The sequence below is a fragment of the Sinosporangium album genome (genome assembly GCF_900100605.1).
GTDB classification, from domain to species: Bacteria; Actinomycetota; Actinomycetes; order Streptosporangiales; family Streptosporangiaceae; genus Sinosporangium; species Sinosporangium album.
Map to the genome: position 1 here is coordinate 139562 of NZ_FNCN01000007.1, position 18433 is coordinate 157994.

General features: G+C 70.3%; 22 protein-coding genes. 12 read left to right on the forward strand and 10 right to left on the reverse strand.

Annotation, left to right across the window (positions count from 1 at the left end; translation table 11 throughout):
- Positions 1–4 precede the first annotated feature (4 nt).
- From BLQ73_RS09635 to BLQ73_RS32180, 3 genes are all read right to left on the reverse strand, one after another.
- Complete coding sequence (locus BLQ73_RS09635) at positions 5–3289, reverse strand: S41 family peptidase (RefSeq protein WP_093170037.1); 3285 nt, start codon at positions 3287–3289, stop codon at positions 5–7.
- Positions 3290–3415: 126 nt separating this feature from the next.
- Positions 3416–3547, reverse strand: coding sequence for a hypothetical protein (locus tag BLQ73_RS34540; protein WP_275936280.1), 132 nt, complete (start codon positions 3545–3547; stop codon positions 3416–3418).
- The gene (locus tag BLQ73_RS32180) at positions 3544–3681 is read right to left on the reverse strand and encodes a hypothetical protein (RefSeq protein ID WP_176955347.1); all 138 of its coding nucleotides are present in this window, start codon (positions 3679–3681) and stop codon (positions 3544–3546) included. Before BLQ73_RS32180 ends, BLQ73_RS34540 begins: the two co-directional genes overlap by 4 nt.
- Positions 3682–3972: 291 nt before the next feature.
- Between BLQ73_RS32180 and BLQ73_RS09640 the strand changes: the two genes are divergently transcribed.
- Positions 3973–4257 carry a DUF3040 domain-containing protein gene (locus tag BLQ73_RS09640; RefSeq protein ID WP_093170038.1) on the forward strand — a complete coding sequence of 95 codons (285 nt, stop codon included), beginning with the start codon at positions 3973–3975 and terminating at the stop codon, positions 4255–4257.
- 70 nt (positions 4258–4327) lie between these two features.
- Here the strand turns inward: BLQ73_RS09640 and BLQ73_RS09645 are convergent, their stop codons facing one another.
- On the reverse strand, positions 4328–5959 hold the full coding sequence (locus BLQ73_RS09645; RefSeq protein ID WP_093170039.1) for a penicillin-binding transpeptidase domain-containing protein: 1632 nt from the start codon (positions 5957–5959) through the stop codon (positions 4328–4330).
- A 340-nt stretch (positions 5960–6299) separates the two neighbouring features.
- Between BLQ73_RS09645 and BLQ73_RS09650 the strand changes: the two genes are divergently transcribed.
- Positions 6300–6764, forward strand: a complete 465-nt coding sequence (locus tag BLQ73_RS09650; protein ID WP_093170040.1) for a helix-turn-helix transcriptional regulator — start codon at positions 6300–6302, stop codon at positions 6762–6764.
- Between the two features lie 5 nt (positions 6765–6769).
- Complete coding sequence (locus tag BLQ73_RS09655; protein WP_093170114.1) at positions 6770–7180, forward strand: VOC family protein; 411 nt, start codon at positions 6770–6772, stop codon at positions 7178–7180.
- Between the two features lie 184 nt (positions 7181–7364).
- Here BLQ73_RS09655 and BLQ73_RS09660 read toward each other — a convergent pair whose 3' ends face one another.
- Complete coding sequence (locus BLQ73_RS09660; RefSeq protein ID WP_093170041.1) at positions 7365–8339, reverse strand: Clp protease N-terminal domain-containing protein; 975 nt, start codon at positions 8337–8339, stop codon at positions 7365–7367.
- Between the two features lie 1356 nt (positions 8340–9695).
- On the opposite strand from BLQ73_RS09660, the gene BLQ73_RS33120 reads away from it, so the two are divergent.
- On the forward strand, positions 9696–10496 hold the full coding sequence (locus tag BLQ73_RS33120) for a helix-turn-helix domain-containing protein (RefSeq protein ID WP_218125688.1): 801 nt from the start codon (positions 9696–9698) through the stop codon (positions 10494–10496).
- A gap of 6 nt (positions 10497–10502) precedes the next feature.
- On the opposite strand, the gene BLQ73_RS32185 is transcribed toward BLQ73_RS33120, so the two are convergent.
- Entirely contained in the window at positions 10503–10673 is a 171-nt protein-coding gene (locus BLQ73_RS32185) for a hypothetical protein (RefSeq protein ID WP_176955343.1), read from the reverse strand.
- Here BLQ73_RS32185 and BLQ73_RS09670 point away from each other — a divergent pair.
- The gene (locus tag BLQ73_RS09670; RefSeq protein ID WP_420820004.1) at positions 10647–10757 is read left to right on the forward strand and encodes a response regulator transcription factor; all 111 of its coding nucleotides are present in this window, start codon (positions 10647–10649) and stop codon (positions 10755–10757) included. The two genes, BLQ73_RS32185 and BLQ73_RS09670, sit on opposite strands and share 27 nt — an antisense overlap.
- 48 nt (positions 10758–10805) lie before the next feature.
- Here the strand turns inward: BLQ73_RS09670 and BLQ73_RS09675 are convergent, their stop codons facing one another.
- Positions 10806–12257, reverse strand: a complete 1452-nt coding sequence (locus tag BLQ73_RS09675) for an MDR family MFS transporter (RefSeq protein ID WP_093170042.1) — start codon at positions 12255–12257, stop codon at positions 10806–10808.
- 2 nt (positions 12258–12259) lie between these two features.
- Positions 12260–13204 carry an NAD(P)/FAD-dependent oxidoreductase gene (locus tag BLQ73_RS09680; RefSeq protein WP_093170043.1) on the reverse strand — a complete coding sequence of 315 codons (945 nt, stop codon included), beginning with the start codon at positions 13202–13204 and terminating at the stop codon, positions 12260–12262.
- 61 nt (positions 13205–13265) lie between these two features.
- Between BLQ73_RS09680 and BLQ73_RS09685 the strand changes: the two genes are divergently transcribed.
- Positions 13266–13694: a helix-turn-helix domain-containing protein gene (locus BLQ73_RS09685; protein ID WP_245690947.1), complete on the forward strand. Its 429-nt coding sequence runs from the start codon at positions 13266–13268 to the stop codon at positions 13692–13694.
- Positions 13695–13766: 72 nt separating this feature from the next.
- Here the strand turns inward: BLQ73_RS09685 and BLQ73_RS09690 are convergent, their stop codons facing one another.
- Positions 13767–14189, reverse strand: a complete 423-nt coding sequence (locus tag BLQ73_RS09690; protein WP_093170045.1) for a tyrosine-type recombinase/integrase — start codon at positions 14187–14189, stop codon at positions 13767–13769.
- Positions 14190–14380: 191 nt separating this feature from the next.
- On the opposite strand from BLQ73_RS09690, the gene BLQ73_RS09695 reads away from it, so the two are divergent.
- The 4 genes from BLQ73_RS09695 to BLQ73_RS09710 all read left to right on the forward strand — a co-directional run bounded on the left by BLQ73_RS09695 (position 14381) and on the right by BLQ73_RS09710 (position 15997).
- Positions 14381–14872, forward strand: coding sequence for a GNAT family N-acetyltransferase (locus tag BLQ73_RS09695; RefSeq protein ID WP_245690948.1), 492 nt, complete (start codon positions 14381–14383; stop codon positions 14870–14872).
- A gap of 117 nt (positions 14873–14989) precedes the next feature.
- Positions 14990–15316, forward strand: a complete 327-nt coding sequence (locus tag BLQ73_RS09700; RefSeq protein ID WP_093170046.1) for a PadR family transcriptional regulator — start codon at positions 14990–14992, stop codon at positions 15314–15316.
- The gene (locus BLQ73_RS09705; RefSeq protein WP_093170047.1) at positions 15313–15669 is read left to right on the forward strand and encodes a DUF1048 domain-containing protein; all 357 of its coding nucleotides are present in this window, start codon (positions 15313–15315) and stop codon (positions 15667–15669) included. The genes BLQ73_RS09700 and BLQ73_RS09705 overlap by 4 nt, the downstream gene beginning before the upstream one ends.
- A gap of 1 nt (position 15670) precedes the next feature.
- On the forward strand, positions 15671–15997 hold the full coding sequence (locus BLQ73_RS09710) for a DUF1048 domain-containing protein (RefSeq protein WP_093170048.1): 327 nt from the start codon (positions 15671–15673) through the stop codon (positions 15995–15997).
- A gap of 136 nt (positions 15998–16133) precedes the next feature.
- Here the strand turns inward: BLQ73_RS09710 and BLQ73_RS09715 are convergent, their stop codons facing one another.
- Positions 16134–16493, reverse strand: coding sequence for a hypothetical protein (locus tag BLQ73_RS09715; RefSeq protein ID WP_093170049.1), 360 nt, complete (start codon positions 16491–16493; stop codon positions 16134–16136).
- Between the two features lie 321 nt (positions 16494–16814).
- Here BLQ73_RS09715 and BLQ73_RS09720 point away from each other — a divergent pair, with 321 nt between their 5' ends.
- Positions 16815–17621 carry an ABC transporter ATP-binding protein gene (locus tag BLQ73_RS09720; RefSeq protein WP_093170050.1) on the forward strand — a complete coding sequence of 269 codons (807 nt, stop codon included), beginning with the start codon at positions 16815–16817 and terminating at the stop codon, positions 17619–17621.
- A gap of 9 nt (positions 17622–17630) precedes the next feature.
- Positions 17631–18392: an ABC transporter permease gene (locus BLQ73_RS09725; RefSeq protein ID WP_093170051.1), complete on the forward strand. Its 762-nt coding sequence runs from the start codon at positions 17631–17633 to the stop codon at positions 18390–18392.
- Positions 18393–18433 lie beyond the last annotated feature (41 nt).

The following is an 18433-nucleotide window of genomic DNA, read 5'->3' on the forward strand; positions in this document are numbered from 1 at the left end:
GGGTCTACAGCGCGGTGCCGTGCGCGCCGGGCGGATGGGGGCGGGCGGCGGGGTCGGGGGTGTGCGCCGGGTGCTCGGCCAGGAGGTCCAGCGCGATGTCGACGGCCGTCTCCAGCTGGGTGTCCACGCCGCCCGCGTAGTCCTGAGGGGTGATGTCCACCTCCACATCGGGGTCCGTGCCGTAGTTCTCCAGCCGCCATCCCACATCCTCGAAGGCGAAGGAGAACTCCGGCTGCGTCGTCACGGTCCCGTCGGCGAGCTGGTGCCGCGGCCACATCCCGATCACCCCGCCCCACGTGCGTTTACCGACCAGCGGGCCCAGGCCCAGCAGCTTGAAGGTGTGGCTGAAGATGTCGCCGTCCGACCCCGCCCACTCATTGGTGATCGCTACGAGCGGCCCCCGGGGCGACTCGGGAGGGTACGGCTCGGGCACGCCCCACCGGGGATGGTCGTAGCCGAGCCGGCGCCGGGACAGCTTCTGCAGCAGCAGCGCCGACATGTTGCCGCCCCGGTTGTAGCGCACGTCCACGATGAGGGCCTCGCGGTCGTATTCCGTGAGGAAGCCCCGATGGAACTCCGCGTACCCGTCGGGGCCCATGTCCGGGACGTGGATGTAGCCGATGCGGTCGCCGCTCCGCTCCCGGCACCGCGCCCGGTTGGCCTCCACCCAGTCGCGGTAGCGGGCCGGCTGCTCGTCGCCGAGGGCGCGGACGGTCACCGTACGCGTCTCGTCGCCGCGCGCCACGGTGAGCAGGACCTCCTCGCCCGCCAGGTTGACCAGCCGCTCGTCGGGGGAGACCTCGGCTCCGACCGGCCTGCCGTCCACCGACAGGACGGCGTCGCCGGGCCGTACGTCCACGCCGGGGCGGGTGAACGGCGACGTCGCCTCCGGGTCCCACCGGTCGCCTTCGACGATGCGGTGGATGACGTGCAGCCCGTCGGCGAAACGCCAGTCCACGCCGAGTTTGCCCTGGTGGTAGTGGGGGCGCGGGCGGTACTCCCCGCCGCTTTCGTAGGCGTGGGAGGTGCCGAGCTCGCCGAGCAGCTCCCACAGCAGATCCGACAGCTCCCCGCGCGTCGCCACCCGGTCGACGAGCGGCAGGTAGCGCTCGTAGACGCCGTCCCAGTCGATCCCCGCCATGTCCTCGGCCCAGAAGTGCTCCCGCTGCAGCCGCCACGCCTCGCGGAACATCTGCCGCCACTCGGCCGCGGGGAACACCGACACCCGGACCCTGCCCAGGTCGATCCAGCCTCCCGCGCGGGTCGCCGACTCGTCGTCGCCGGGAGGCTCGGAGGCGCGCACCACCCGCAGTCCGCGTTCGGCGCGGTAGAGCAGCGTCGCACCGTCGGGGCCCACGCTGAACTCGTTCACCCCGGTGGCGAACACCTCGCTCTTCTGCTCCTTGAAGTCGTACTGGTGGAGCGTGCCGGAGGTCTGCTCGCCGTCGCCGTCCTCGCCGCGCGCCCCCTCCACCGGGAGCGAGGAGAACAGCGCCCGGTTCCGGATGCCCACGATGCGCGTGTACTTCGCCTCCGGGACGGGGAACGCCGCCACCCGGTCGGCGAGGCCCTCCACGTCGATCACGACCTCGGGGGGAGCGTCCTCCTCGTCGCCGTCGCCCTCCTCGGCATGGTCGTCCTCGTCGTCGTCCTTGGCCGTCACGGGCCGCGGCTCGGGCACGAACGGCGAGCCGGTCCCGGTGCGCAGCGCCACCGCGTACGGCCGGGAGCCCAGCGGGAAGCCCATGTCGAACTGGAGCGAGTCGTAGACGGGGTTGAAGACCCGCTGCCCGAGGAAGTACAGATAGCGCCCCCGCGGGTCGAAACTCGGGCTGTAGTCCCGCAGCAGCGGCCGGGTCGCCGCGGCCACCTCGCCGGTCTCCACGTGGAACAGGTGGATCGCGGCCGAGTGCGCGGAAACGGGGCGTGAATACGCGAGCCAGCGGCCGTCCGCCGACCACGCCGGGTCCTCGATGCGGCCGAACGGGCTCGACTCCACGACCTGCGCGACGGCGGGGAAGGAGGTGAGGTCCACCACGATGAGCTCGTTGCGGTGGTTGGTGACCGCGACCCGGTCGTGGCGCGGGCAGGCGGTCAACGTGACCGCCCGGCCGGTGTCGAGGTGGTCGAGCCGTATCTCGCCCGTCACCGGGTCGGGCGGCGACTGGCTCGGGCGGCGCCGGGCGCCGCGCCCGCGGGGCCTCGGCCGTAGGGGGGCCTCCGGCGCGTCGGGGTCGCCGGGGAGCAGGACGAGCACCTCCCGGTCGCCGTCGTCGCTGGCCGCCGCGACCAGGTGCCGGCGGCTCGGGAGCCACGTCAGCAGCCGGTAGCGCACCCCGTCGGGCGTTCCGTGCGCCCGTACCGGCCCCTCCCAGCAGGCCATCGAGAACGCCTTCCCCCGCGTGGTGATCGCCAGGCCGCTGCCGTCGGGGTTGAGCGCGGCGCTGTCGAGGAACTCCTCGGCGTCGACGAACCGCCGGTTGCGCTGCGTGCGGGAGCTGCGCAGCCGTACATCGATCCGCCGCGACCCGCCCTCGGCGGGGTCCAGCAGGTGGAGGTCGCCGCCGGCGTGGTAGACGAGCCTGCGCCCGTCGCTCGACAGGTTGCGCGCGTAGTAGTCCTCGTGGTCGGTGTGGCGGCGCAGATCCCCGCCGCCCGGCGTGCACGAGTAGACGTTGCCCGTCCCTTCGTGGTCGGACAGGAAGTAGACGCGCCTCCCCACGACGCACGGCGCGGCGAGGTTGCCGGGAATCGCCAGCAGCCGCCGGAACTCCCCGTCCGGGCCGCCGACCCACAGGTCGCCCACCGTCCCTCCCCGGTAGCGCTTCCAGCGCGCCGGGTCGGCCGTGTTGCGCCCGATCACGACCAGGCCGCCGGGTCCGTAGGAGATCGAGTTGGCGGGGCCGTACGGCAGGCGCTCGGGGAAGCCCCGGGGCTTGACCCGGTGGAGCCACCGCCGGCCCTCGAACGGCTGGCCGGCGTCGCCCGCGTACACGATGTGGCCGGCGGGGTCCCAGCCGGTGACCGTGCAGCGGGCGCCGTGGAAGGTGACCCGCCGCGCGGCGCCGCCGTCGGCGGGCATCACGTAGACCTCCTCCGGGCCCTCCTCGCGCCCCACGAACGCGAGCCTCTCTCCCCGGGGCGAGAACCGCGGATAGGCGGCCTCGGCCACCCCCGCCGTCAGGCGGAACGCCCGGCCGCCGTCTGCGGGCACCATCCACAGGTCGTCTTCGGCGGCGAAGACCACCACGTCCTTGAATATCGTCGGGAATCGCAGGTAGGCGGGCATCGATCCTCATAGGCCGCAAGGCCGTGCAGTCCTGGGTATGGAGGGCGGCGGGACGAACAGACCGGGCACCCGCGCCGCATGCGCGGATGCCCGGTTCGCGAGCAGGTCGGCTCGGGGCCGCCCGCGTCAGCGCGGCCGGGCCGCCCGCTGCGGCGCCCTCGCCTCCCGCCGACTGCGGCGGCAGGGCTCGCGCCCGCCGCTCACCGGCGTGCCGCCGCCGTGTCCGACGTCCTGCTCAGCGGTGTGGAGCAGGGTCACTGCTGCTGCTCCATGGAGGAGTCCTCGCGTTTGGCTTCGCGCTTGGCCTGCTTGTTCTCGCGGCTGGCCTTCATCGCGGCCTTCTTGCTCTTGCCGGTGGCCTTGGTGGGTTTCTTCTGGTTCTCCGTGTTCATGGTTCCCCCAACGTTGAACGGTGGATGCATACCATTTGTGCATCACGGCGGGTAATACCCATTACGGAGGGTTATGCGGCTAAACTTAGAGTAAGGGGAGGGTTATGTGTTGCTTCGTTCCGTGAGTCGAACGTTGCGTTTCGTGTCCGCGTGGCGGCGCCGTTCGGTCGAACGCGTGTTCCCTTTGTGTGCGAAGGAAAAGTGAGAGTAATTCACCGGTCTAGAAACGGCTAATGATCTTGACGTTGGGGCAGAAAGTCGGCAACCACTTTGCGTTCTGGGAGGTGCGGCATGGCCTGGTCACAGGACGAGGAGCGGGTGCTGGCCCAGATAGAGCACCACCTGGGCGATGAGGATCCGCGGCTCGCAGCTCGGCTCGAATCCTTCAACGAGCGTGTCCAGCGTCAAGAGAACGGCAGACGTCGCCGTGAGGCCAAGGAGGAGCGCAGAAAGAGCGGGCGCCGCGGGCCGCAGAGGTCGACGATCATCATCGCGATCAGCTGGCTGCTCATCACCGTCCTGCTCGTGACCCTCCTCGTCATGATCCTGCGCAACCCGGCCGCCCTGCCGATCTGATCCCCCCACCCGCGGACACCCGCGGACCGCCCCTCCCCGGGGCGGCCCGGGGCCGGCCGACCGGTCGGCGTCAGAGGCCGCGCAGGAAGTCCGCGGCGACCGGAGCGGCGACCTTCCCGCCCGCCTCGCCGCCCTCCACGAGCACGGAGAAGGCCAGATCGCCGCGGAAACCGATGAACCACGCGTGCGTCGCCGTCTTCCCCTCGGGGGTGTCGTATTCCGCCGTGCCGGTCTTGCCGCGCGTGCCCGACGGCAGGCCGGCCGACTTGGCGGTGCCCTTGGTCACCACCGCCTTCATCATGTCGCGCAGGCTCGCGGCGACCCCGTCCGGCAGGGCCTTCGGCCGTGTCTTCTGCTTGATCGACGCAACCAGGGTGGGCGGACGCCAGGAGCCGTCGGCGATGGCCGCCGCCACCGTGGCCATCATGAGCGGACTGGCAGTGATCTTGCCCTGGCCGAACGACTCGGCAGCGAGCTCCGTCTCGCTCCGCGCCTTCGGGAAACTCGCCTTGGCGGCGGGCACCCCGATGTTCAGCGGCTCGTTGAACCCGAACCACTCGGCCGTGTCGACCAGCTTGTCCGCCCCCAGCCGCTCGGCCGTCATGGGTGCGATCGTCGTGTTGCAGGAGTAGGCGAAGGCGTCGGAGAAGCTCAGCGAGCCGTGGTCGGCGTATTCCGAGTTGCGGAACCGCATGCCGCCGAGCGTTGCGAACCGCGGGCATTCGACCCGGTCGCCGGGGGACACCCCCTCGGCCAGCAGGCCGGCCGCCGTGACGCTCTTGAACGTCGAACCCGGCGGATACGCGCCGTTCAGGGCCCGGTTGAACCCGCCCAGGTTGTTCACCACCGCCAGGACCTCCCCGGTGGACGGGCGGACCGCCACCAGGGACGCGGTCTTCTTCAGGTCCCGCACCGCGTCCGCGGCGGCCCGCTGCACCCTGAGGTCCAGCGTCGTCTCCACGGGTCTGCCCTTCTCGCCCTCCGCCTTGTGCAGTGTCCTCACCGGCTTGCCGTCGGCGCCCACCAGGCGGATCTCGGTGGCGGGGGTGCCGGCCAACTGGGTCTGGAAGGTCTCCTGCAGCCCGCCCCGGCCCACCGCGTCGCCCGCCTTGTAGGCCGAGCCGAGTCTCTTCACGTCCTTGTCGGTGGCCTTGTCCAGAAAGCCCACCAGCTGCTGCACCGACCCGCCCGCATCGCCGCCGTCCACCCGGTCGCCCGACGCCGCGGTGATCGCGGCACGCGCCGGCCACACCGGCTTCAGCGCCAGGCCGCGGCCGTCGGCCAGATCGGGATGCGCCGCGGCGGGCGTCCAGGCCACCTTCCAGTGGCGGTCGCGCACCACGAGGTCCACGCCGCCCCGGTAGCTCCAGTCGCCCGCGTTCTTGAGCTTCAGCGTCGCGGTGAACGTCACCCGGGCGCGGTCTCCGTCGGGCTCCTTCGCGGGGTCGAGCTTCACCGACACCGACTCCACGCCGAGCGCCCGGTTCATCGTCTGGTAGGTCGTGGTGAAGGCGGCCTGGCGGGTCGCGAGCTCCGTGCCCATCGCGTTCAGATCGCCTTGCTCCCAGGCCCGGGTGAAGCGCTCGGCCACGCCTTCCGGCGTGCCCCGAGTGTGGAGCAGGTAGTAGGCGCCTCCCGCCACTCCTGCGGTCACGACGAGAGCCGTGACGGAGACGATCGCGATCGAACGGCGGCTAGGCACGTGTACCCCCCGGTGACTCGTCGACCTTACGGCTGGACAGCCTAGCGTTCAGCAAAACCGGAATTGTCACCTTTCGTCGGGATCTGCTGCGCTCGCTCTTGGTGAAGACGCAACAGATTTGAAACGCCCGTGGCGGACCGGTGGTTCTTCGACCTGCGATCCGGGGGGCGTCGTCCGCGAGGCCGGCAGTCCCGGCGCGCGGACGAACGGCGGCAGCCCCGACGGCCGGCACCTGAAGGGCCGGGCGGGGCGAGGACGTCGGCGGATCGCCAGGTCAGAACGGGTGCGGTGGGTGACGCCCGCGGCAATGCGCCGCTCCCGCCCGACGTAGCATGCGCATGTGACCAGCAGACCCGCATCGGAGCAGCACCTGCGCGACCTCGCCCGGCTGCGCCGCGTCCGCGACCGGATCGACCGCGACTACGCGCAGCCGCTGGACGTCGAGGCGCTCGCCCGCGGCGTGCACATGTCGGCCGGGCACCTCAGCCGCGAGTTCCGGCGCGCGTACGGCGAATCGCCGTACGCCTATCTGATGACCCGGCGCATCGAGCGCGCGATGGCCCTGCTGCGTCGCGGCGACCTCAGCGTCACCGACGTTTGCTTCGCGGTCGGCTGCTCGTCGCTGGGCACTTTCAGCACCCGCTTCACCGAGCTGGTCGGCGTGCCGCCCAGCGTCTACCGGCGCCACGCGGCGCGCGCGGCGGAGGGGGTCGCGACGGAGGGGATGCCGTCGTGCGTGGTCAAGCAGGTGACCAGACCGGTCAGGAATCGAGAAGTGCCGATTACCGAGGCGCAACTAACGTGACCGCCATGGACATCACCATTCATCAGACATTCCTCCCTCACGATGATCCGGAGGCATCCCTCGCCTTCTATCGCGACATCCTCGGCTTCGAGGTGCGCAACGACGTCGGATACGGCGGGATGCGCTGGATCACGGTCGGCCCCGCCGGACGGTCCGGCGCGGCCATCGTGCTGCATCCGCCGGCCGCCGACCCCGGCATCACCGACGACGAGCGCCGCCTCATCGCCGAGATGATGGCCAAGGGCACCTACGCCAGTATCATCCTGGCCACCGCCGACCTCGACGGCGCCTTCGAGCGCCTGCAGGCCGCCGGCGCCGAGGTCGTCCAGGAGCCGGTGGAGCAGCCGTACGGCGTGCGCGACTGCGCCTTCCGCGACCCCGCGGGCAACATGGTCCGCATCCAGGAGGTGCGCTGAGCCGTCCGGCGACCGCCGCGCCCCCCTGGGGCGCGGAAGATGCCGCGCCGCGACGCCGGCCGAGTGAGCGCCGGGGCCGGCCCGTCCGCGGGGGCACGGAGCCGCGGGCCAGGGGAGCGGCCAGGGGAGCAGGGGAGCGCGGGGGCATAGGGCGGCGCGGGGGAGAGGGCGGCGCCGCCGGCCGTCAGTCGCGGGGGCGCGGTCGGGGAGCCTGCTGCTCCAGGCGTTCGACGCGCTGGAGGAGGGGCTGGAGTTCCGCCCGGACCGCCGCGGCGACCGTCGTGGCGATCAGCGACGCGGCGTCGGCGGCCACCCCCGGCCCCGCTGCGCCCGGCCCGCCCGCCGCGCCTGGCCCGTCCGTCGTGCCCGCGCCGGCCGTTTCTGTCTGAGGCCCTGCCGGGGGTCGGGCGCCGTGCCGTACGGCCTGGGCCCGGAGGTGGACGTATCCCGCGAGAGCGGCGGTCACGGCCCGCCGGGTCGGCTTCGGCTCGGCGCCCGCGGTGCGGAGCAGCCGTCCGCCGCGGCCGTCGGGCTCGCTCACAAGCCCCAGGAGCAGGTGCTCGCATCCGACGTAGTTGTGCCCCAGCGCGACCGCCTCGGTGGCGGTCAGCTCCAGCACGTGGGCGGCGTGAGCGCCGAACCGCGACGCCGCAGGGCCCTCCGCGGCGGCCTCGCCCCCGCCCGCGGAGCCGGCGGAGCCGGTGGGGTCTGCGGAGCCTATGGGGCCGGTGGAGCCCGTGGTGGATGCGGCGTCGGGCCCGGCCGGAGGGCTTGGAGGGGCCGGGCGATCGGACGCGCCGGCGAGCAGGCGCTCCAGATGGCCGGGGTCGATCTCCATGGCCCGCAGGACGTGCAGCGCCAGGCTGGTTCCCTCGGAGAGCAGGCCGCCGAGCAGGTCCTCGGTGCCGACCTCGGGTGCCCCCCGGCGTCGCGCCCGCTCCACGGCCAGCCGGATCGCGGTGCGGGTGCGCTCGGTGAAGTGGGAGAGCCGGGTGAGGGACTCCTCCGAGGAAAGGTCGCCCAGAGAGGTCGCCCTGATCGCGGCGACCCGCTGCACGGCCTGCTCCAGGGCGCGCTGGCATATCGCCGAGACGGGCACGCCCGTCTCCTTGACGCTCTCGGCGAGATCGTCGGGCAGGTAGATGTTGATCTTCGGCATCACGGGCCTCCGGTTCAACACGGACAGGTCTATAACCCGTTTATAACCCCATCTGGTCGGAGGTGTAAAGACCTGGCGGGAGGTGGAGGCCGGGACGTGGAGAAACGAAAGACCCTGCCCGGTGATCACCGGACAGGGTCCAACGCGTAGGGCCGATGTGGCGGTCGCCTCCTCGGCGAGAGGCACAACACGGCTCCAGCCGAACGGTATTCCGTGAAGGCGGTAATTTGCGGCCCGGGGGACACAGACCACATCGGCCACTTGACTCTAACGGACTCTCGGGGGTCCTTATTCCATGGGGAGCCCCGCAATCGTCAAACCTCTGTCAGGGGTCGGTCAGCCGAGCCGTCCCTCACGGCTCCGGCCGAGGCCGGTGAGCGGCGTGAAAGGGCTCTGAGCAGCATAGATGCCCGTGCTGGAGGCTGCTGCCCACCTCCGCGCGATCCGGCGAAACTTCTCTCCCCCGCCTTCAAGTCCCTTCCCCGCCGGCGGGAACCCGGGCGAGTCGTACGGCGCCGGCCTCGATTCCACGCGCCTGCGGGCGCCCACGGGCCGCCCCGGACCGTGGCGCGGATGCGGTCCGGGGCGGCCGGTTCGCGGAGCCCTGGCCGAGGCCGTGGGGTCCCGTGCCGGCGGGCCTCGCCGGGAGGGGGCGGGCGCCGGGCCGCTCGGTGCCCGCCGCGCCGGTTCCACGCCGGTTCCACGCCGGTTCCACGCCGGTTCCGCTCCGCCCCCGCGGGGTGCGGAATCCGTGGAGTGGCGAGGCATGGAGGCGCTGCCCTACCGAAGGCCGGGCTAGAGGGAGGCGGGCGCGTCCGCCGCGGGGGAGGGGGCCGCCTCGTATTCGTAGGGGGCGGGGAGAATTCCGTTCTCGTTCATGGTGGTTCTTCTTTCTGAGTCGAATGTTCATCGGGGGGGCGGCCCCGGAGGGCCGATATGGCGACGCCCTGGAAGAGGGTTCCGTCCTCTCCGGGCAGAGCGTCGGCGGTTACCGTGGTCGGGTGTCCGCCGGTGGCGCGGAGTCGAGGTGTACGCGCGCCTCCCGATGGGGTGTTGACCGTCGGCATGATGAGCATTTTTCGTCGTATTTCATAACCCTAAGGGCGGGAAATCCGACCTTGAGAGGGGGGTTTTCCTCCGGGGTCCCCGGCGGCGACGCGAAACGCTCGATGACGACGCTGGCATTCGCGCCCAGCGGGTGGCAAGGTGATCCTCCGGGGTGGGATGCTGGGACACCCCGACCCAGTGTGAACTGTGTCTTTGCCGCTCCTGTGGGATGTCTGTGGGATGCCTGCGGGGCGGCGTCCCCGCCGTCGGCGCGCTGTGTCGGGCCCGCTCCTTTACGCGGAGGGCACGATGGCGCAGTCTGAGGCGGTCGAACAGTTCGCGGCGCGGCTCCGCATGCTGAAAGAGCGCTCGGGAATGAGTTTCGAGGCGTTGGCCGGGCGGACGGGAATAAGCGGCTCCAGCCTTCACCGATATTGTTCGGGAATAAAGCTTCCCGTCGGATTCGGCGCTGTCCATTCATTCGCCAAGGCGTGCGGCGCGACAGCCGAGGAATTGCGGGATCTGCATAGGCTGTGGGCTCTCGCCGACGCCGACCGCTCCCTGCCGCCTCGGAATGCGGGCGACGATGCCGGCCCTCCTGGTCCGGTCGCTCCGCCGACCGGGGACAAGACGGCTGTCCGGAGGCCGCTGGCGCGGCAGGGAGCCCGGACGTGGGTGCCGGCGGCGTCCGGTGCCGTGCTGCTCGGCGTGGCGGCCTTCGTCGGAGTCCTGCGCTGGGGCGGTCACGACCCCATGCCGGCGCCCCCGGGCACGGCCCCCGGCGCGACCCCCACGACCTCGCCGATCAGGGTGTTCAACACGGAATACGGCTGCCGGCACGGCGCCGGGCGGCTCCCGGCGTGCAGCCTGGGGCTGGCGCGTGATCCGCGGCTGAGATACGACGTCGCCAATGTGGTCGAGCACCGCGTGTGGCACGGCGACCTCCTGCGGACGGACTGCGTCTTCTACGGCGGGTGGCGCGTGCTCGACGAGGCGGGTGTCAGCAGCACGAGGTGGTACCGCGTGCGCCTGCCCGGCGCCGGGGGCGGTGTCGCGTGGCTTCCCGGCGTGCGCACGAAGGACACCATGAAGCTGCCGGCCTGCCGCTGATCTCCCTCACGCGCCCGGACGCCCGGTGCCGACCCCCGGATCGGCGCCGGCGTGGGGGGACACATCGGCGCACCGCGAGAGGAGGAACTCACGCTCAGCGTCGGTGCCGACGAGGTCGAGAGCCTTGCCGTACCACCGGACCGCCTCCTCGTGTCGCTGTCGACGGTCAAGACGCATCTGGGCAGCATCTTCGCCAAGCTCGGTGTCAAGAATCGGGTTGGGATCGCAGCTTGGGCGTGGGAATCCGGCGTGATGAGCTGAGCAACGGGGGTGCCGGGATACAGGTGAATCAGTATTGTCTGTCGGTGCTCAAGCCGTTGCCTCTCCTGACCTGATCTGGGGGTCGTTGACGGTGCGGGGCAGCAGTGCCAGCAACGCCACCAGGACAAGGGCAGCCGGCGCGCCCCAGAACAACACGTCCGGGATGGCGGCGGCGGTCGCCTGCGGGCCCGGGGCCTGCCCCTGGAGTTCGCGGGTGAGGAGGCTGCCGAAGACGGCCACGCCGAGCGACATGCCCAGGCCGCGGACCGACACCGTGGCGGAGGTGGTCGCGGCCAGGTCCGCGGGGGAGACGGCGTTCTGGGCGACGACCACAAGGTTCTGCATCAGCAGCCCGAAGCCGACGCCCAGCACGCCGATCCCTACGGCGAGCAGGGCGTAGGGGGTGTCGGGCTGAAGCAGGCTCAGCAAGGCGAATCCCAGCACCGCGATCAGCGAGCCGGCGAGCAGGTAGGGCTTGAACCGGCCGCTGGCGCCGATGCGGGCGCCGACCAGCGAGGTGACCGCCATGAACGTCAGGACGTACGGGTTGAGCGCCAGGCCCGCCTGGGTGGCTCCCATGCCGTAGGCGGCCTGCAGGTAGGTGGGCAGGTACACGATCGATCCGCCGAGCAGCGCACCGAGCAGCGCGGTGGCGGGCAGCGCGACACGCAGGGTGGGATCGGCGAACAGCCACAGCGGCAGCAGCGGGTTGGCCGCGTGTCGTTCCCGCCACACGAACAAGGCTCCCAGCACTACCAGGGCAGCGATCAGCATGAGGATCACGCCGGAGTTCCACGCGTACGTGCGGCCGCCCCATTCGGCCACCAGCAGCAGACTCACGGTCGCGCCGGCGATCAGCACGGCCCCGGCCAGGTCGACCCTGCCGTACCCGCCGGTCTTGGGCAGCCGTAGAGCGAGCGCGACCAGCGCCATCGCGAGCAGGCCGAGCGGCAGGTTGACGTAGAAGATCCAGCGCCAGCCCCAGGCGTCGGTGATCGCGCCGCCGGCGAGCGGGCCGCCCACGCTGGCGAGGGCGAAGACGCCGCCGGTGAATCCCTGGATCCGGCTGCGCAGACGGGGTGGGTACAGCTCGGACAGCGCGATCGTGGGCAGCACGAACAGCGCGCCTGCGCCGATACCCTGCAGGGTCCTGGCGGCGATCAGCTGAGGCATCGTCTGGGCCAGGCCGCACAGTGCGGAGCCCGCGACGAAGACGGCGATTGCGGCGAGGAACACCGTACGTCGGCCGAACCGGTCACTGAGGCGGCCATACAGCGTGCCGGTCGCGGTCGAGGCCAGCAGGTAGGAGGTGACGACCCAGCCGATCGCGTCCATGCCGCCCAACTCGGCGGCGATGTCGGGCAGGGCGATGGCCACCACCGTCTGGTCCAGCACCGACAGCAGCATGCCGATCAGCAGTCCGGCCGTGGCGAGCGGCACATTGCTGCTGCCCTTCGAAGAGACGTCGGAGGCGGTCTGCGTGAGATCCGCGGACACCACGATCAGCCCCTTGCCTGCGTGAACGGGTTGGGCAGGTCGAAGTCGGCGCTCAGCAGGTCCTGGTCGATGACCGCTGCGGCGACGGTGCCGCTGGCCGCTGCGGCGATGACCGCGGCCATCGGCACCGGCACGCTGGCCCGTCGTGCCATGTCACCTGCGGCGTACAGGCCGGGCACGCTGGTCTGGCCGAACTCGTTCACCTCCACACACCCGTCGGCGAAGGTCACGCAGCCGAGGCGGGCTGCGAGGTCGGAGCGCTGGCGTGGCACGTTGACGACGAACACCGCGTCCCTGGCCAGGGATGGGCCGGTTTCGAATACGATCTGTTCCAGCCGTCCGTCCGTTCCCTCCAGGCGGGTGATGGCCTCGCAGCGCACGCCGACTCCGTGCGTTTCCAGCGTGGCCTGCGCCGCGGGGTCGAGCGGCCGGCCGCCGGTGCAGAGTGTGACGTCGGCGGCGAAGCAGCTCAGCTGCAGCGCCAGCCGTACTCTGGCCGGATCCGTGCCGAGCACCGCGATCCGCTTGCCGGTGCATTCATAACCGTGGCAGTAGGGGCAGTGAAAGGCGGAACGGCCCCACAGCGCTCCTACCCCGGGCGGCCCGGGAAGCTCGTCGGTCAGCCCGGTGGCCAACAGCAGCCGCCGTCCCTCCGCCGTGCCACCTCCAGACAGGTCCAGCTGGAAGCCGTCCCCGTCCAGCACGCGGACGTCGGTGACCCTCCCCGTCCTTGTCTGCACCGCCGGGTACCCGGCCAGCTCCTCTCGGCCGAGCTTGCGCAACTCGGCCGGTGGTGTGCCGTCCCGGGTCAGGAAATTGTGCACGTTCTCGGCGGCGGTGTTGCGGCCTTCTCCGGCGTCGATCAGCAGCACTGTCCGGTGAACCCGTCCCAGGGTCAGCGCAGCGGCCATGCCGGCCGGGCCTCCCCCGACGGTGACGACGTCGAACATCTCTTGCCTCCATGTAGCTTGATCGCTTGACGTGAAGGCAAGTCTGCAAGTTAATGTCAACATGAAGTCAAGCGACTGGATGCAGATCGGGCAACTCGCGGAGCAGTTCAACCTCGCCCCGCATGTTCTGCGCCACTGGGAGGCCATGGGCCTGCTAGCCCCCGCCGCCAGAGTCAACGGCCGCCGCCGCTACACCCGCGATCACGTCGTACGCGTCCTGACGATCGTTCGCGCCAAGGCAGGGGGCATGAGCCTGGAGCAGATCCGGGAGATCCTCACCGTCTCCAGCCAGATCGAGCGCCAGGCCCTCCTCCGGCAGCACCACACGGAACTGGAACATCGGCTACAGGAGATATCGGCCTCCAAGGCGCTGATCGAGCACCTTATGCAGTGCACGGCGGACGACTTCACCCAATGCCCTGACTACCGGCGGATGGCGGAAAGCGCGGCCGGACTCCACAACCTCGACAAGGACGACTGCGTGACCTGAAACACCACCCTTACCCAACGTCGTCGTGGAAGAGGTGCGTGCCCCGCTGCGGCGGTCTCCGGCCGAGGGCGGTCAGAGGGGTTTGGGGTCGGGGAGGCGGAGCCGGTCGACGGCTTCGCGGCGTCGGCGTTCGGGGCGGCGGTCGTAGCGTGCGGTGGTGGCGGGGGAGGAGTGGCCGACCAGGACCTGGGCGGTGGCGAGGTCGACGCCGGCATCGAGGAGCTCGCCGATGAAGGTGCGGCGGAAGTCGTGCGGGGTGCGCCGGGCGGTGATCGGCCGGACCTCCACGTCCTGCGATGGGCAGGCGGCGGCGAAGGCCACCGCGTCGTCGACGTCCCGGGCCTCGACCGTGAGATAGCGGCCGATCTGCTCGGTCGTCTCCGCGTAGGGCCCGTCGGTGATCACGAACCCGTCGCCGGTCCTCTTCACCGTGGTCGCCGTCGAGGAGTGGGCGAGCTCCTCACCGCCGAACACCGCGTCGCGGCTTTTGAGCATGCCCTCGAACCGGCCCCACCGCTCGTAGATCTCGCTCTGCTCCTCCGGGCCCGCCTCCGCCTACTCCCTCTCGTCGCCGACGGCCAACAGCGCATACATCATGGTGAATCCCCCTTGTAGGTCCTCTCGGGTCACTTGCACACTCATGACGTACGGCACACGCCCCTATCGACAGCCGGAGGAAATTCTTCGTGCTGCACACCGAACGGTTGCTGCTCAGGCGCTGGACCGACGCCGACCGCGAGCCGTTCGCCGCGCTCAACGCCGGCCCCGAGGTCATGGCCTACTTCCCGCGCACGATGACCCGCGACATGTCCGACCGGATGATCGACAGGATGGTGGCGGAGTCCGACACGCGGGGTTTCGGCCTGGGGGCCGTGGAAGTGCGCGACACGGGGAAGTTCGCGGGGATGACCGGGCTCGCCGTCCCCGGCTTCGAGGCCCACTTCACCCCGGCCGTCGAGGTGGGGTGGAGACTGGCCCGCACGGCATGGGGGCGCGGCTACGCCACCGAGGCGGCCCGGGCGGTGCTCGCCGACGGATTCACCTGGCTCGGGCTGCCCGAGATCGTCTCCTTCACCGCCGCTGTCAACACGCGGTGGTCGGCGGTGAAGGAGAGGGCTCCGGCCGTATGGCGGGGCACCTCAGGGAATGTGGCAGCTCGCTATGGGCAGCGCTGGTGATTCGAATCGCTTCCGTGGTCGGTGCTCGCCGCCTTGCCGGTGTTGTCCACTACTCGGTAGTGCCGTATAGTGGTACTCGTTAGCACGAAGTACCAGGAGGGCGGAAGAGGACCCGCGATGGACGACCTGACGGAGATGCTGAAGGGCACACTCGAAGGCTGCGTGCTCGAGATCATCGGCAGCGAGGAGACCTACGGGTACGCCATCACACGTCGGCTGCACGACCTCGGCTTCGCCGACGTCGTCGAGGGCACGGTCTACACCATCCTGCTGCGGCTGGAGAGGAACGGGCTCGTCCAGGTGGCGAAGCGACCGTCCGGCCTGGGCCCGCCGCGCAAGTTCTACACGCTCAACGACGCGGGCCGCCGAGAACTCGCGATGTTCTGGGCGAAATGGGAGTACATCGCATCGCGGATCGACAAGCTCAGGGAGGGCGGGAGATGAACCTCTGGGAGACCATGACGGGCAGCGATCTCACCAGGGAATGGAAGGCGTTCGAAGCCCGGGCCGCGGCATTGCCGGCCGGCCACCGGGCGGCATGGGAACAGATCAAGGGGCATCTTTCCCTCTACTCGGACTTCACCGGGCGCAACCTGATGCCGATCCTGGACGCCGCCCTGGGGCTGCTCGAGGAGACCGCGGCCGACGGGCAGGGCGTCCGCGAGGTGCTGGGCGACGACATCGCGGGCTTCTGCGCGGCACTGGCCGGCGGGGAAGGGCGGCGCGGTTATCGCGACCGGTGGCGCGAGCAGTTGAACAGGAACGTCGCCAGGAGACTGGGCAGGCTGGGAGGCTGACGTGGGCATCGCAGACATCATCGAGGGCAAGAGGCAGTGGCGGGCGCACACGGCGCGGGTCAAGGCGCTGCCGCCGGACTACCGGATCGTCTACAAGGAGATCCAGAGGTATCTGTTCAAGGTCGGGCCGGTCGACCTGCATGACGGGTCCCTGCTCTCGGGGATCGTCGATTTCTTCGAGGAGGGCGTCGCGTCCGGCAGCGGGGTCCTGGAACTCGTCGGCAGCGACGTCGCCGCCTTCTGCGACGGCCTGGTCAAGGACTCACGCACCTACGCCGACATCTATCAGGAGTCCATCAGAGGGGAAACCTGCACGACCGAGAAGTAACACCCGCCGACCCGGCCCTATACGACCCGAACTGCAGCGCCTCGGTGATCCGAATCAAGCCCGTGCGGTAAGTGGTCGGTGTAGAAGGCCTTGAACACGCGCTGCTTGTGCTGCGGGTACGAAGATCTGTTGGCCTTTACTCGTACGGCAGCGTCACCTGAGGCTTGTAGCCGCCGGGCGCCGCGGGACAGATGACGTCCTTGACCGTCTCGGTCGGTGCCTCCGGCGCGGCCTCGGTCATCGTGAATCTGAACTCCAGCCCCCTCACCGGCGCGCTCATCGGCGCGGCCCGGTCGACATCTCCACCGGCAGCGGCGAGCTCCGCGTCCGCGCGATCAGCGCTTGCGGGGCCGTCAGTGAACTCCGGCGGACATCCCGAATCGGCGAGGCCACCGGCGACCTGCCGGATGAACTCGCCCAGCGGCGACATCGTCGCCGAGCGCGCGCACGGCAGCGCGCTCACCGCGAAGACCGCCTCGGGCGCCTCCAAGCTCATCGACAAACGCTGTCGACGCTCACCTACGTCATCAGCCGAGCGAGCCGAAGCAGCGCTACCAGTAGTCCTGGAAAGACTCACCGGGCCGAGTGAGGACAGCGGCGCTATCGGCCATGCGAGGTGCGTACGCACCTGGTCGAGCAGAGCACGGCGGACAGAACCCCCATCCGAGAAGTCGCGGGGCAGGACTGGGGGAGTTCGCCGAGGCATTCCCAGCGAACCATCCGCCCCTTGGATCAGCCGTGAGCGAGAACGGCTGACCGACACCATCGATCGCGCCACGGGCGACAAGCCGTGGCCGAACAGAGAACGGATATCTGAGTGACAGCCAATGAGGCCCGAGGGCCTGTGATCCGCGTGCAGGGTCTGAAGAAGTCGTACAAGGAGCTGCAGGTGCTGCGCGGCGTGGACTTCGACGTGGCGCGGGGCAGCATTTTCGCCCTGCTCGGCTCCAACGGGGCAGGCAAGACCACGGTCGTGAAAATCCTGTCCACGCTGCTCAAGGCCGACTCGGGCACGGCCGGTGTCAACGGCTTCGACGTCACCACGCGGGCCGCGAACGTCCGGGAGTCGATCAGCCTGACGGGGCAGTTCGCGGCCGTCGATGAGATCCTCAGCGGGCGGGAGAACCTGGTGCTGGTCGCCCGGCTGCGGCACCTCAAGGACCCGGGCAAGATCGCCGATGACCTGCTGAAGCGTTTCTCGTTGACGGATGCGGGCACGCGGAAGGTGTCGACGTATTCGGGGGGCATGCGCCGCCGCCTCGACATCGCGATGAGCCTTATCGGCAATCCGCCGGTCGTCTTCCTCGACGAACCGACCACCGGGCTGGACCCCCAGGCGCGTATCGAGGTGTGGCAGACCGTCAAGGAACTCGCCCACCACGGTACGACGGTACTGCTCACGACGCAGTATCTGGACGAGGCCGAACATCTCGCCGACCGGATCGCGATCCTGCACGAGGGCCGGATCCTCGTCAACGGCACCCTGGCCGAGCTCAAGCGGCTGCTCCCGCCCGCCAAGGTCGAATACATCGAAAAGCAGCCGACCCTTGAGGACGTCTTCCTGGCCCTCGTCGGTGACAACGGCAAGCACGGCCATGACCGCAACGTCGGTACTAACGCGTAAGGAATGACAATGACCAGGCATTTCGTCGGCGACACCGCCGTCCTGCTGGGACGATCCCTCCGCCACATCGCGCGCAGCCCGGACACCATCCTCACCACCGCGATCACGCCGATCGTCATGATGCTGATGTTCGTCTACGTGTTCGGCGGCGCGATCAACACGGGGTCGGTCTCGTATGTGAACTACCTGCTGCCCGGCATCCTGCTCATCACGATCGCCTCGGGCATCGCCTACACCGCGTTCCGGCTGTTCATGGACATGAAGGGCGGCATCTTCGAGCGATTCCAGTCCATGCCGATCGCGCGGTCGTCCGTACTGTGGGCGCACGTGCTGACCTCGCTGGTCGCCAATGTGATCTCGCTCGTGGTCGTCGTGCTCGTCGCCCTGCTGATGGGCTTCCGCTCTGCGGCCGGGCTGCCGGCGTGGCTCGCGGTCGCCGGCATCCTGATCCTGTTCACTCTGGCGCTGACGTGGCTGGCCGTCATCCCCGGTCTGTCCGCGAAGTCCGTGGAGGGCGCGAGCGCGTTCTCCTACCCGCTCATCTTCCTGCCCTTCCTCAGCTCGGCCTTCGTACCCACCGACACCATGCCCGGCCCGCTGCGCGCCTTCGCCGAGAACCAGCCGGTGACCTCCATCGTCAACGCCATCCGCGACCTGTTCGCCCAGCAGCCGGTCGGCACCGACATCTGGATCGCCCTCGCCTGGTGTGTCGGCATCCTCATCGTCACGTTCGTCTTCGCCACGAACATCTACCGCCGCAGGACCGCCTAGGGTAGCTACCGGAATGCGGGCCAGTGCTCCGGCCTTCGGGC

What these genes read in the sequence shown, in the direction of transcription:
- BLQ73_RS09700 (WP_093170046.1), top strand. Translation starts at nt 14,990, where the DNA reads ATGGACGACCTGACGGAGATGCTGAAGGGCACACTCGAAGGCTGCGTG.
- BLQ73_RS09725 (WP_093170051.1), top strand. Translation starts at nt 17,631, where the DNA reads ATGACCAGGCATTTCGTCGGCGACACCGCCGTCCTGCTGGGACGATCC.
- BLQ73_RS32180 (WP_176955347.1), bottom strand. Translation starts at nt 3,681, where the DNA reads ATGAACACGGAGAACCAGAAGAAACCCACCAAGGCCACCGGCAAGAGC.
- BLQ73_RS09690 (WP_093170045.1), bottom strand. Translation starts at nt 14,189, where the DNA reads ATGCTCAAAAGCCGCGACGCGGTGTTCGGCGGTGAGGAGCTCGCCCAC.
- BLQ73_RS09685 (WP_245690947.1), top strand. Translation starts at nt 13,266, where the DNA reads ATGAAGTCAAGCGACTGGATGCAGATCGGGCAACTCGCGGAGCAGTTC.
- BLQ73_RS09715 (WP_093170049.1), bottom strand. Translation starts at nt 16,493, where the DNA reads ATGAGCTTGGAGGCGCCCGAGGCGGTCTTCGCGGTGAGCGCGCTGCCG.
- BLQ73_RS32185 (WP_176955343.1), bottom strand. Translation starts at nt 10,673, where the DNA reads ATGCGTCTTGACCGTCGACAGCGACACGAGGAGGCGGTCCGGTGGTAC.
- BLQ73_RS09705 (WP_093170047.1), top strand. Translation starts at nt 15,313, where the DNA reads ATGAACCTCTGGGAGACCATGACGGGCAGCGATCTCACCAGGGAATGG.
- BLQ73_RS09680 (WP_093170043.1), bottom strand. Translation starts at nt 13,204, where the DNA reads ATGTTCGACGTCGTCACCGTCGGGGGAGGCCCGGCCGGCATGGCCGCT.
- BLQ73_RS09660 (WP_093170041.1), bottom strand. Translation starts at nt 8,339, where the DNA reads ATGCCGAAGATCAACATCTACCTGCCCGACGATCTCGCCGAGAGCGTC.
- BLQ73_RS09640 (WP_093170038.1), top strand. Translation starts at nt 3,973, where the DNA reads ATGGCCTGGTCACAGGACGAGGAGCGGGTGCTGGCCCAGATAGAGCAC.
- BLQ73_RS09635 (WP_093170037.1), bottom strand. Translation starts at nt 3,289, where the DNA reads ATGCCCGCCTACCTGCGATTCCCGACGATATTCAAGGACGTGGTGGTC.
- BLQ73_RS09655 (WP_093170114.1), top strand. Translation starts at nt 6,770, where the DNA reads ATGGACATCACCATTCATCAGACATTCCTCCCTCACGATGATCCGGAG.
- BLQ73_RS33120 (WP_218125688.1), top strand. Translation starts at nt 9,696, where the DNA reads ATGGCGCAGTCTGAGGCGGTCGAACAGTTCGCGGCGCGGCTCCGCATG.